The organism is Xenorhabdus sp. PB61.4 (genome assembly GCF_963894935.1).
GTDB classification, from domain to species: domain Bacteria; phylum Pseudomonadota; class Gammaproteobacteria; order Enterobacterales; family Enterobacteriaceae; genus Xenorhabdus; species Xenorhabdus stockiae.
Window position 1 is genome coordinate 49,242 of the sequence record NZ_CAWQJR010000162.1, and the last position, 12,605, is coordinate 61,846.

10 protein-coding genes are annotated in these 12,605 nt (G+C 46.9%); 3 read left to right on the forward strand and 7 right to left on the reverse strand.

Annotated elements, in window-relative coordinates; genetic code table 11:
- Positions 1-81: 81 nt before the first annotated feature.
- The 6 genes from AACX68_RS11560 to priA form a co-directional block, all read right to left on the reverse strand.
- Complete coding sequence (locus AACX68_RS11560; protein WP_228857997.1) at positions 82-1,002, reverse strand: 1,4-dihydroxy-2-naphthoate polyprenyltransferase; 921 nt, start codon at positions 1,000-1,002, stop codon at positions 82-84.
- Between the two features lie 110 nt (positions 1,003-1,112).
- Positions 1,113-2,444, reverse strand: a complete 1,332-nt coding sequence (gene hslU / locus AACX68_RS11565) for an HslU--HslV peptidase ATPase subunit (RefSeq protein ID WP_099111247.1) — start codon at positions 2,442-2,444, stop codon at positions 1,113-1,115.
- An 11-nt stretch (positions 2,445-2,455) separates the two neighbouring features.
- Positions 2,456-2,986, reverse strand: coding sequence for an ATP-dependent protease subunit HslV (gene hslV, locus AACX68_RS11570; RefSeq protein WP_099120862.1), 531 nt, complete (start codon positions 2,984-2,986; stop codon positions 2,456-2,458).
- Between the two features lie 141 nt (positions 2,987-3,127).
- Positions 3,128-3,955 carry a cell division protein FtsN gene (gene ftsN, locus AACX68_RS11575; RefSeq protein WP_228857998.1) on the reverse strand — a complete coding sequence of 276 codons (828 nt, stop codon included), beginning with the start codon at positions 3,953-3,955 and terminating at the stop codon, positions 3,128-3,130.
- Between the two features lie 73 nt (positions 3,956-4,028).
- Positions 4,029-5,054, reverse strand: a complete 1,026-nt coding sequence (gene cytR, locus AACX68_RS11580; protein WP_228857999.1) for a DNA-binding transcriptional regulator CytR — start codon at positions 5,052-5,054, stop codon at positions 4,029-4,031.
- Positions 5,055-5,344: 290 nt separating this feature from the next.
- Entirely contained in the window at positions 5,345-7,543 is a 2,199-nt protein-coding gene (priA, locus tag AACX68_RS11585) for a primosomal protein N' (protein WP_228858000.1), read from the reverse strand.
- Positions 7,544-7,750: 207 nt separating this feature from the next.
- On the opposite strand from priA, the gene rpmE reads away from it, so the two are divergent.
- A complete protein-coding gene (gene rpmE / locus AACX68_RS11590) occupies positions 7,751-7,963 on the forward strand; it encodes a 50S ribosomal protein L31 (RefSeq protein WP_099111252.1) in 213 nt (70 codons plus the stop codon).
- A gap of 137 nt (positions 7,964-8,100) precedes the next feature.
- Here rpmE and metJ read toward each other — a convergent pair whose 3' ends face one another.
- A complete protein-coding gene (metJ, locus tag AACX68_RS11595; RefSeq protein ID WP_099111253.1) occupies positions 8,101-8,418 on the reverse strand; it encodes a met regulon transcriptional regulator MetJ in 318 nt (105 codons plus the stop codon).
- 289 nt (positions 8,419-8,707) lie between these two features.
- On the opposite strand from metJ, the gene metB reads away from it, so the two are divergent.
- Positions 8,708-9,886, forward strand: coding sequence for a cystathionine gamma-synthase (metB, locus tag AACX68_RS11600; protein WP_228858001.1), 1,179 nt, complete (start codon positions 8,708-8,710; stop codon positions 9,884-9,886).
- Between the two features lie 9 nt (positions 9,887-9,895).
- Positions 9,896-12,331 (forward strand): bifunctional aspartate kinase/homoserine dehydrogenase II, encoded by a 2,436-nt coding sequence (locus AACX68_RS11605; protein ID WP_228858002.1) that lies wholly within the window; start codon positions 9,896-9,898, stop codon positions 12,329-12,331.
- Positions 12,332-12,605 lie beyond the last annotated feature (274 nt).

Here is a 12,605-nt window from a genome sequence, read left to right on the forward strand (position 1 = left end):
ACGGACAGTATATCCTTTTAAGACTAGCGTTGGCAAAATCATCAATCTTAAAACGTGAGGATAAAATTGATATGTACTCGCTTAATTAAGTATCAGCCCAATCGAAAACAGGATATTGGTCAGGAGTGCCACTTTGACCATCTGTACTAATTGAGGACGCATACCTTCGGCTGTTGGATCGCGCAGTACCTGTAGTACATGCTTCAGTAGCATGGGGAAGGCCAGCAGAAATAACCAGCTATACCCGCTGTTGTTCAGGTACAGAAGTGTAAAGGCGATAAAACAGAACATAGCTCCTGTAAGCAGGGCAGCGTGATAATAGCGTGCTTTTTTGCCACCGAGCCTGACTGCCAGTGTATTTTTGCCATTCTGGCTGTCTGTTTCGATATCCCGCAGGTTATTAATATTCAGCACAGCTACAGAGAGTAAACCACAGGCCGTTGCTGGCAGAACGGTACTTAAGGAAAAAGTATGGGCCTGTAAATAATACGTGCCAAGAACACTGAGCCAGCCAAAGAATATCAGGACAGAAAGGTCACCCAGCCCCATATAGCCATAAGGTTTAGCACCAACGGTATAAGTAATGGCTGCAATAATTGCCAGTAAACCTAATCCCAGAAAACCGATAATATCGCCAAGGCTATGACAGGCTACGACGATAAGAGCAATGCCTGACAAACAGGAGAGCAGCACGGTAATTTTTAACGCGGTTTTCATTTGTTGGGCTGTAATCAGGCCCTTCTGCATACCCCGCATTGGGCCGATACGCTTTTCGGTATCACTGCCTTTGGCGACGTCACCATAATCATTAGCAAGGTTAGACAGAATTTGCAGCAGGGAGGCTGTCAGGAAGGCTAATAATGCCACAGGCCAGCTAAAATGACCGGTCCATGAAGCAAGGGCTGAACCTGTCATAATTGCCGCTATCGCCAGCGGGAGGGTTTTCGGACGCAAACTTTCCAGCCATGCCTGCATTTGACTGCTTGTCGTTGTTGAGTTCATATTGTCATCAAATATGTCATATGTGATAAATTTTGATTTAAGCAGAATAGAGAAATGGGAGGCAAGCCTCCCATTCCATTTTTACTGTTACTAAGCAGGATCCAGATCAATTACAGGATGAATCGACTCAGATCTTCATCAGCGACCAGTTCGTCTAAGTGTGATTTGACGTAGTCAGCGTTGATTTCAACTGACTGACCCTGAGATTCGCTGGCGTCGAAAGAGATATCTTCCATCATGCGCTCAAGAACAGTATGCAGGCGGCGGGCACCAATATTTTCGGTTGTTTCATTAACCTGCCATGCTGCTTCTGCTATTTTGCGAATACCATCAGTGGTAAATTCAATGTGCATGCCTTCTGTTGCCATTAATGCCTTGTACTGTTCTGTCAGTGAAGCATTTGGTTCAGTCAGGATGCGTTCAAAATCTTCAGTAGTCAATGCTTCCAGCTCGACGCGGATAGGCAGACGACCCTGTAGTTCCGGGATCAAATCGGAAGGGCTGGAAACCTGAAATGCGCCGGAAGCAATGAACAGAATATGATCAGTTTTTACCATACCATGTTTGGTGGAAACAGTACAGCCTTCAACCAGTGGCAGCAGGTCACGCTGGACACCTTCACGGGAAACATCCGGGCCGGAGGTTTGACCGCGTTTACAAATTTTATCGATTTCATCAATAAAGACGATACCGTGCTGTTCAACGGCATCAATTGCCTGCTGTTTCAGCTCTTCAGGGTTCACCAGCTTCGCAGCTTCTTCTTCCACCAGCAATTTGAATGCGTCTTTGATCTTCATCTTACGGCTTTTTTGACGCTGACCAGACAGATTCTGGAACATAGACTGCAACTGGTTAGTCATTTCTTCCATGCCAGGAGGAGCCATGATCTCAACACCAACCGGGGCAGCTGCCACTTCGATTTCGATCTCTTTCTCATCCAGCTGACCTTCACGCAGTTTCTTGCGGAATGCCTGACGGGTAGAGGATTGTTCTGGTTGCTCTTCAGCTTGCCCCCAGTTGTTTTTCGCTGGTGGTAACAGAACATCCAGAATACGTTCTTCTGCCAGTTCTTCAGCGCGATAGCGGTTTTTCTCAATGGATTGCAAGCGTACCATTTTTACTGCCGCATCAGTCAGATCGCGGATGATGGAATCAACTTCCTTACCGACATAACCCACTTCAGTGAATTTTGTTGCTTCCACTTTGATAAAAGGCGCATTGGCCAGTTTAGCCAGACGACGGGCGATTTCGGTTTTACCTACACCAGTTGGGCCAATCATCAGAATATTTTTCGGAGTCACTTCATAACGCAGTGATTCATCCAACTGCATACGACGCCAGCGGTTACGCAGAGCGATGGCAACAGCACGCTTTGCTTTATCCTGACCGATGATGTGGTTGTCAAGTTCGCTGACAATTTCGCGAGGAGTCATTTCAGACATGCTATCTATCCTTACGCTTTTGAAGGCAGTTCTTCGAAGTTATGATTTTGGTTGGTGTAGATACAGATATCGCCAGCGATAGTCAGGGCGCGTTCTGCGATTTCCCGGGCACTGAGTTCAGTGGTTTCCAGCATTGCGCGCGCAGCTGCCTGTGCATATGAACCACCGGAGCCAATAGCGATGAGATCATTTTCTGGCTGAATCACGTCACCATTACCTGTAATAATCAGAGATGCATTTTCATCTGCAACAGCAAGCAGGGCTTCCAGCTTACGGAGCATTCTGTCTGTCCGCCAATCTTTTGCAAGCTCAACAGCAGCTTTGGTCAGGTGGCCCTGATGCATTTCCAGTTTGCGTTCAAACAGTTCGAACAGGGTGAAGGCATCAGCGGTACCGCCGGCAAAACCCGCGATAACCTTGTCATTATAAAGGCGGCGTACCTTACGGACATTGCCTTTCATAACGGTATGGCCCATTGTTGCTTGTCCATCACCACCGATGACGACCTGGCCATTACGGCGAACACTTACGATTGTAGTCACGAGTTAGCCCCTGGTTACAAAATAGAAGATGGTACACACGATACTTTTGCTTACCAAAACCTTAGCTGTAAGCCACATTGTTTATCAAAAACAGCGTGTGCACGTTATTAGAAATCAAGATGGGGGGAACTTTTTGGTTTTTCAACCCCCGGCAGGGCGGAGAATACAGCTGGGAATACCTGTATTAGTCACACGTCTATGCATTTTTTCTGCACTTTCTCTGTTTTTATACGGCCCTAATACCACCCGATTCCAACTGTCCTTGGTTGTGATCTTACTCTCAATACCTGCCAGCGCAAGGTTGGCACGGACAGATTCCGCCTGTTCCATCGTACGGAACGAACCGCATTGTAACATTATTCGGGAGCCATTCGTCTCTGTCTTGGGCTTATTGGTCTCATTGGATGCTTGCGACTGAGGCATCTGAGCCTGAGGCGACTGTAGTGGCACTGACGGCTTATTTTGCTGTGGCGCGTATTCTGAAGGCGGCTGTTGTGACGGTGGGTTGATAATCACACGTGAGCGGGGTACTGGCTCGCTGTTATAGGGGACTTCAGTCAATTGGACAGGCGTCTGGCGCATATCGGCCTGCATCTGTTCAAGTAACTGGCGCTGCTCTGGGGTCAGTTCCGCTGGCCGGTTGTTTGGCTGGCCTGTTGTTAGCGATGGATCCTGAATTGATGGCAGACCCACAGGCCGGTTTTCCAGCTCTTTAATATAGCTCCAGCGTTCCTCTGGTTTTGGTGGCAGACTATGGCCTTTAGGCTGGTGAGCAACTGGCGGTATATTTTTTTCACTTTCATGTTTAGTGTGTACGATGAAATAAAGCCCGCCAATAAACGTGACGACCAGAGCTACAGCAATGACTAATAGTGTTTTAGGCAGCCCTTTAGCCTGATTTTTTTTCTTACCAGAACCTTTCTTGCGGGGATTAGAATGCCCGCGACCCACATAATCTCGTTGTGCCACTGTATTTAATTCGCTGAGTTATAAAAAAATTAAGGAATAGATACCTAATGTTACTGAACATGCCTTTCTTTGCCTAGCTTTTAGGCGAGCAAGTACTTCCTCGAATAAGAAGTTCTGCATCCAGTAATCGTGAACCTTTCGAAACCATACGGCCCTGAAGCTGTTCCAGCAGCAAAAGCATTGAGTTATGCCCAATTTCATAACATGGCTGCGCCACGGTTGTCAGAGGGGGATCGCTATATTGCGCTGTGCTGATATTATCAAAACCAATAATGGAAAGATCTTCTGGTAATTTTAACCCCATTTTTTTAGCTTGCCACATTGCCCCGATGGCCATGACATCACTATGGCAGAAAATAGCACTGGGTGGATTTGTTAGGGTGAGCAGTTTTTCTGCTAATTCAGCGCCACTTTCATGAGTAAAATCGCCTCTGATAATGTATTCATCCCGGATAGGCAGACCGGCACGGCGTAATGCCTGAATGTAACCCTGGAGCCGATATTGGCACAGGGGCATTGATTCTGGGCCGGTGATACAGGCAATGCGCTTATGGCCTAGAGCTTGCAGGTGGTGCGTGGCATTGAAGGCAGAGGTCAGGTTATCAATGTGGACGGTGGGAAGTTCCAGCTCAGGCGCAAATTCGTTGGCCATCACCATAGGAGGCATATTTTTCTGTTCCTCTTTGGAAACATCGAATGGAATGTTTGAACCGAGCAGTATCATGCCATCAATACGTTTGGTGATAAGCAGGTTAATAAAGGCATGTTCCTGCTGTTGCTGGTGTTTACAGTCACCAATCAGAACCAGATAACCATGTTGTGCTGCGGCCTCTTCAATGCCACGAATAATTTCATTGAAGAAAGGGTCGCAGATATTAGGAACAATGACCAGAATTGCTCTGGATTCATTCCGCCTTAAATTTTTCGCGAGATTATGGGGATAGTAACCCACTTCCAGTACTGCATTTTCTACTTTTTGGCGGGTGTGCGCAGAAACTTTATCAGGATTCATTAGCGTTCTTGATACAGTTGCGGTAGAAACACCCGCTACTTTGGCTACATCTTTCATTGTCGCCAATGCACAATTCTTTTTTTCCATAGCCACTCCTCGCTTTCTACAGGCAGTGAAACGATTGCTATCCGCAAAGTTAAAAAAGTTAATGTCAAAAAACGAAAGTAAAAAAACGCCAGCCATTTCTGTGGGGAAACGCTGGCGGATTCGTTTTCTACAGTCATATTAATAAATCCATTTTAAACAGATTAACAGTTCAAGCCGTTACTTTGTTTGCATAAAAAATGTGATACGCATCATTTCTTAGAGCTGCTTCGCAAATTAAGGAAATAAGTTTCACTGTTTTTCATGGGGTTCTGCTTAGTTTTGAATTTTTATTAGCCTTCAGTCGGATCGACATCAATATTCCATTTTACTTTACGTGCCAGAGGCAGTGCTGTAATGCCCGGATAGACCTCAGTCATCATTTTCTGGAGATAAATACGCGAAGGATGCTGCACCAGTAATTGCCAGCGATAACGACCACTGCGTTTTGCCTGTAAGGCGGGAACAGGGCCCATAATCCAGAGCTGGTCATTATACAGGGGGTGTTGTTCAAGTAGTTGGCGCATTTGCTGTAAAAAAGCAGGGGACTGCTGATTATCGTGATCTTCTGATCGTAGCATGATATGGCTGACAAAAGGGGGCAGAAGAACCTGCTGGCGTTCTTCTATTGCTTGTCGGGCAAATGCGTCATAGCCTTTTTCCAGCAATACCTGCAAAAGCGGATGGTCAGGATGGTGAGTCTGAAGGACGACTTCTCCCTGTTTGCCAGCGCGTCCTGCCCGGCCGGAAACCTGAGTATATAGTTGAGCAAAGCGCTCAGCGGCACGAAAGTCGGCAGAAAACAGGGCACCATCCACATCCAGTAAAGCGACGAGTGTGACATCAGGGAAATGGTGGCCTTTTGCCAGCATTTGGGTTCCGATTAGAATACGGGCTCCTCCCTGATGAACGTCAGCCAGTTGTTGCTCTAAAGCCCCTTTGCGGCTGGTGGTATCTCTATCGATACGGGTAACCGGAATATCGGGAAATAGTTGGCTGATACCATCCTCAAGTTGCTCCGTTCCCAGCCCTACCGGGATGAGATTTGTTGTCCCACATTGTGGGCATTGGCGTGGGATAGGACGTTGGCTGTCACAGTGATGACAGCGCAGATGGCGATGATTCTGATGAAGGGTGTAATAGTGATCACAACGCTGACATTCTGCTATCCAGCCACATTCATGGCAGAGCAGGGCAGGCGAATAACCGCGTCGATTCAGGAACAGAATAACCTGATTATCAGCTTTTAGATGTTCTCTAATGCGGTTAATCAGTGGCTGAGATAGACCGACAGTCAGCGGTAATCCTTTCATATCAAGCAGGTGTTGAGTAGCTGGTTTGGCGTGACCGGCCCGTTTTGTCAAAGTGAGTTGCCGATATTTACCCTGCTGTACATTGTGCAGTGTTTCCAGTGCAGGAGTTGCGGTTCCCAGAATAATGGGAATGCTCTCTTTTTTGGCCCGGAATACCGCCAGATCACGGGCGTGATAACGCCAGCCTTCCTGTTGTTTATAGGAGCTGTCATGTTCTTCATCAATAATGATGACACCTAAGTGGGCAAAAGGTGTAAACAGTGCGGAGCGGGTGCCGATAACAATCGCATTTTCTCCCCGTCTGGCTCTTAACCATACGGATAACCTTTCACTGTCATTTAAAGCCGAATGCAGTACATCGACAGGTGCATTGAAACGTTCTCTGAATCGGCGAATAGTCTGGGGTGTTAAACCAATTTCGGGAACTAAAATCAGCGCCTGTTTTCCCTGCTCCAGAATATTTTCCAGTACACTCAGATAAACCTCGGTTTTACCTGAACCCGTGATACCAGCAAGTAACCAGGGAGCGAAAGTTTTATCTTCTGCGCGAATCGCGCCAACTGCGGTGGCCTGTTCGGTGTTGAGTTTCAGCCGTTCGCCGATAATCTGAAAATGTTCCCGCCAGTTCTCTGCTTCCGGCTGTACCGGATGCAAATCAATGAACCCCTTTTTTTTCAGTGCCTGTAGTGCACTTTCGCTGATTTCTAATTCAGAAACCTGATGGCGATAAACGGATTGCTGGTGCAGTTTGGCTAATGCCTGTTGCTGTTTAGCGGAGCGTTTAAGCTGTTCTGGTGGCACTTGCTGGCCGGTTTCTGTGATTTGCCATTGCCAGAGAGGGGAAAATTCTGCTGGTTTGCCCTGCCGCAGCAAAACAGGCATAGCGTGAAAAAGAACTTCCCCGAGTGGGTAGTGATAATAGTGGGCAGACCATTGGAGTAATTGCCAGAGATCGTCAGGGAACAGGGTAGCTTCATCAAGAAGTTCAGTAATTGATTTCAGTTGTTCAGGCGCGAATTCACTGTTGTCGGTGATCCCGGTGACAACACCAATTGCACTGCGTTTGCCAAAAGGCACCCGTACCCGTATTCCAAGGGCAGGAACGGGCAATCCTTCGGGTAACAGGTAATCAAAAGAGCGGGCCAAAGGGACAGGTAACGCAACCTGAACAACTGTCATAAAGTAATTTCCGGATGATTAATGGCAAACATATAAACAAAGAGTATCATAGCAACTCAGCAGATTTCATTGCGCGATAAAACGATATTCTGTATGATCCGCCGCCTTTGGTATAAAAATTACCAAACTTATTTTAATCAACACGACGTGTGGTGTCTGGCGGCAATAAGGCCGGATAGCGACACGGCCTTAACAGAGGTTTTCCCCATGAGACAAGGTATTCACCCTAAATACGAAGAAATTACTGCATCCTGTTCTTGCGGTAACGTTATCAAAATCAAATCTACCGGTCACGATGTGAACTTGGACGTTTGTGGTGCATGCCACCCGTTCTACACTGGTAAGCAGCGTGACGTTGCGACTGGTGGTCGTGTTGATCGCTTTAACAAACGTTTCAGCGTTCCAGGTGCTAAGAAGTAATTCTTACTGCCAACAAAAACGCCCGGTGTATACGCCGGGCGTTTTTGTTTTAAACGAATGCAATTTTAACTGCCTGCATCTGATTGATTTCAAGTCGCAGTACAGCATATAAACAACGACTTGAGATAAAAGAGATATCAATATTCCCAAGTATCGGGATCAATCCCACACTCACGCATTATCTCTTTGGCTGCTTCAGGAATTTCATCATGACGCTCTTTGCGTAAATCGTCGTCGTCAGGCAGAGGCTGTCCGGTGAATGCATGGAGAAATGCTTCACACAGTAATTCGCTGTTTGTTGCGTGACGCAGATTATTTACCTGACGGCGGGTGCGTTCATCAGTCAGTATCTTCAATACCTTTAATGGAATTGAAACCGTAATCTTTTTGACTTGTTCACTTTTTTTGCCATGTTCAGCATAAGGGCTGACATACTCACCATTCCACTCAGCCATGAGATACCTTAAATAGTTTTAAATCAAGCAATTGAAATCAGAAATAAAAGAAATTATTTCTGAACTATGTTCGTGTCGATAATTCCGCATTTTAGCATATTTCCCCTATCGACTATATCGCTACGGTTAAGGATTTCAGAAAATATGCCCTAATCTGACATCAAAACAGGGGTAATAGACGGATTGTATTATTAAAGCGCAAATCATTTTGGATGTCTAGATGTATTGACGTCTATATTTCTGGAGGTTATTCTTCTGTCACTCCTAAAATACAATAATGGGTAGAGCTATGGGGTTTAAACAAATAGCGGGTTGTAAACAAGCAACGGCTGCAGTTCAAAGTGGTATCAATGTTGACGAACAATATGGCTGTGTTGTTCCTCCCGTCTATCTTTCCAGTACGTATAATTTCACGGGATTCAATGAACCGAGAGCGCATGACTATTCCCGGCGCGGTAATCCGGGGCGTGATGTTGTCCAGCAGGTTCTGGCTGAACTGGAAGGCGGTGCAGGGGCTGTGATGACCAGCAGCGGGATGTCAGCGATTCACCTGTTATGCACGGTGTTCTTACAGCCGGGAGATCTGCTGGTGGCTCCCCATGATTGCTACGGCGGGAGTTATCGCCTGTTTGACAGTTTAAGCCGCCGTGGAGCCTACAATGTTATTTTTGTGGATCAGTCGGATGGTGCAGCACTGAGGCAGGCTCTTGCCCAAAAGCCCAAACTGGTCTTAATTGAAACACCCAGTAATCCGCTGCTGCGGATCGTGGATATCCGGTACATCTGTGAACTGGCTCGTGAAGCCGGTGCATTAACGGTAGTCGATAACACATTTCTGAGTCCCATCTTACAGAAACCACTGGATTTGGGCGCAGATTTGGTTGTTCATTCCTGTACAAAATACCTGAATGGGCACTCTGATTTAATTGCTGGTGCCGTGGTTGCCAAAGATCCCGCTATTGCCGAGGATTTGGCATGGTGGGCGAATAATATCGGCGTAACAGGCGGGGCTTTTGACAGTTATCTGCTGTTGCGGGGAATTCGTACATTATCAGCCCGGGTACTTCTACAGCAAAATAATGCGGCTGCCATTGCGGAATATCTGCAACAGCAGCCACAGGTGAAAAAACTCTATTATCCGGGGCTAAAAGATCATCCGGGTCATGAAATAGCACTCCGGCAGCAGGCCGGATTTGGTGCGATGCTGAGTTTTGAACTTGCTGGCGATGAGCAAACAATGCGTGGCTTTTTATCTGCGTTAAAATTATTTACTCTGGCCGAATCGCTGGGTGGTGTGGAATCATTGATTTCTCATACCGCAACGATGACACATGCCGGTATGTCGGCAGAAGCAAGGAAACAGGCGGGAATTACGGATTCACTTCTTCGTATCTCGGTGGGAATAGAAGACAGTCAGGATTTAATTGCTGATCTGGATAGTGCATTTCAGGCAGCGGCAACGAGGTAAGCATTCATTATGGTTGAACTGGCAATAGCGGGGGCGGAATCGGGCCGCCAGTTACATAAATTTGGCGGTAGCAGCCTTGCAGACGTGAAATGTTATAAGCGGGTTGCGGATATTATGGCGAACTACAGCCAGCCGGGTGATTTGATGGTGGTATCGGCGGCGGGGAGTACGACGAACCAGCTGATTGACTGGCTGAAATTGAGCCAGAATGATCGTATTTCAGCGCATCAGGTTCAGCAGGCCTTACGGCGTTATCAGCAGGAATTAATCCGGGGACTGTTGCCAGAAGCTGTCGCCGAAACACTGATCGCAGATTTTGTTGCTGATTTGGAAAGGCTGAGTGCATTACTGGATAAACCGGTTAGTGATATTACCTACGCTGAAGTTGTTGGTCATGGCGAAATATGGTCCGCACGCCTGATGGCCGCAGTGCTTGAATCTCAGGGTATTTCCAGTGCATGGCTGGATGCGCGTCAGTTCCTGCGGGCTGAACGGGCAGCCCAGCCGCAGGTTGATGTTATCTTATCCCAGCCTTTATTGAGCCAGTTATTAGTTGAGAATTCTGATAAGCGTCTGGTGGTGACAGGTTTCATATCCAGTAACAACAAAGGAGAAACCGTACTATTAGGGCGCAATGGCAGTGACTATTCTGCTACTCAGGTTGGGGCATTGGCGGGTGCTAAAAAAGTAACAATCTGGAGTGATGTGGCCGGGGTTTACAGTGCCGACCCACGTAAAGTCAGCGATGCGTGCCTGTTGCCACTATTGCGTCTGGATGAAGCCAGTGAACTGGCACGTCTGGCTGCTCCTGTACTTCATACCCGAACATTACAGCCTGTTTCGCTCAGTGATATCGATTTGCAATTACGTTGCAGTTACCAGCCTGAACAGGGTTCTACCCGTATTGAACGGGTGCTGGCATCAGGGATGGGAGCAAAAATTGTGACCAGCCACGATGATGTCTGCCTGATTGAGTTACACCTTTTTTCGGCCCTCGATTTTAAACAAACTTATAAAGATATCGACTCATTGCTGAAGCGCGCCCAAATCAGGCCGTTGGCGACAGGGCTGCATACTGACTGCAATTTGATTCAGCTTTGTTATACCTCTGAAATAGTTAACAGTGCCCTTGAAGTATTACAGGATGCCTCTTTGCCGGGAAAACTTTCCTTGCGCGAAGGGTTTTCGCTGGTGGCGTTGGTCGGGGCAGGAGTATGTAAAAATCCGTTGCATAGCCACCGTTTTTATCAGCAGCTTAAAGACCAGCCGGTTGAGTTTATTTGGCATGCTGAAGATGATATCAGTCTGGTTGCTGTACTGCGCTTGGGCCAGACATCTCATCTGATTCAGGGACTACATCAGAGTTTGTTCCGGGCAGAAAAACAGATCGGTTTGGTTCTGTTTGGAAAAGGTAATATTGGTTCACGCTGGCTGGAGCTGTTTGCGCGTGAACAGAAAAATATCTCGGCGCGCAGTGATTTTGAATTCATTCTGGCAGGCATTGTTGATAGTCGCCGAAGCCTGCTGAATTATCAGGGGATTGATGCAAGCCGGGCATTGGCATTTTTCAATGATGAAGCCACCACTCATGCAGATGATGAACTGTTTTTGTGGATGCGGGCACACCCTTATGATGATTTGGTCGTACTTGATGTGACGGCGAGTGAAGAGTTGGCGGGTAACTACATCGATTTTGCCAGTTATGGTTTCCATGTGATTAGCGCTAATAAGGCTGCTGGTGCCTCTGACAGTAATACTTATCGTATGATTCGGGATGCTTTTACAAAAACAGGCCGCCACTGGTTATATAACGCAACTGTTGGTGCAGGGTTACCCATTAACTATTCTGTCAGGGACTTGCGGGAAAGCGGCGATACGATCCTGTCTATCAGTGGGATTTTCTCTGGCACACTATCGTGGCTGTTCCTCCAGTTTGATGGCACAGTTCCTTTCAGCGATCTAGTGGAACAGGCATGGCAACAAGGGCTAACAGAGCCTGATCCCCGCATTGATCTTTCAGGTCAGGATGTGATGCGTAAGCTAGTGATTCTGGCTCGTGAGGCTGGCTATGAGATTGAGCCGGATCAGGTGCGGATAGAATCACTTGTACCACAAGAAGCCAGCGTTGGCTCGATTGACGAGTTTTTTGAAAACAGCTCTGCGATTAATGAGCAAATGCAGAAACGGTTGGAAGCTGCGCGTGAAATGGGCATGGTACTGCGTTATGTGGCGCGCTTTGATGCCAAAGGTAAGGCTAAAGTAGGAGTAGAAGCGGTGCGTTCAGAACATCCTTTAGCTTCGTTATTACCGGGGGATAATGTGTTCGCCATAGAAAGCCGCTGGTATCGTGATAACCCTCTGGTCATTCGTGGCCCGGGCGCAGGGCGTGATGTCACGGCCGGTGCGATTCAGTCAGATTTGAATCGTTTATCGCAACTTTTATAGTAATCCGCACTTTCTATCAGAATATTTGATTTATGCCTGTTCCATCTTTTATTTTTGATTGGAGCAGGCTCAAGTAGCCCCCATTTACCAGCAACAGTTCGTTGTTTTTCCTTCATTGTTGGGAATTTTCAAAGCCAATAGTCTGACTCAGGTTAAAGAAAGTTTTGAGCAAAATTTCATAAAATCCGCCCAAATTGTTTGTTTTCTGATATGAATAGTAGATTAAATATACCCAATGAATTTCAAGTTGCATCGCGGCGGCAAGGGAAATCAT

Excerpts from the sequence above, each read along its gene's own strand:
- priA (WP_228858000.1), bottom strand. The coding sequence starts at position 7,543 with ATGACAGTTGTTCAGGTTGCGTTACCTGTCCCTTTGGCCCGCTCTTTT.
- hslU (WP_099111247.1), bottom strand. The coding sequence starts at position 2,444 with ATGTCTGAAATGACTCCTCGCGAAATTGTCAGCGAACTTGACAACCAC.
- AACX68_RS11605 (WP_228858002.1), top strand. The coding sequence starts at position 9,896 with ATGGTTGAACTGGCAATAGCGGGGGCGGAATCGGGCCGCCAGTTACAT.
- rpmE (WP_099111252.1), top strand. The coding sequence starts at position 7,751 with ATGAGACAAGGTATTCACCCTAAATACGAAGAAATTACTGCATCCTGT.
- metJ (WP_099111253.1), bottom strand. The coding sequence starts at position 8,418 with ATGGCTGAGTGGAATGGTGAGTATGTCAGCCCTTATGCTGAACATGGC.
- cytR (WP_228857999.1), bottom strand. The coding sequence starts at position 5,054 with ATGGAAAAAAAGAATTGTGCATTGGCGACAATGAAAGATGTAGCCAAA.
- AACX68_RS11560 (WP_228857997.1), bottom strand. The coding sequence starts at position 1,002 with ATGAACTCAACAACGACAAGCAGTCAAATGCAGGCATGGCTGGAAAGT.
- metB (WP_228858001.1), top strand. The coding sequence starts at position 8,708 with ATGGGGTTTAAACAAATAGCGGGTTGTAAACAAGCAACGGCTGCAGTT.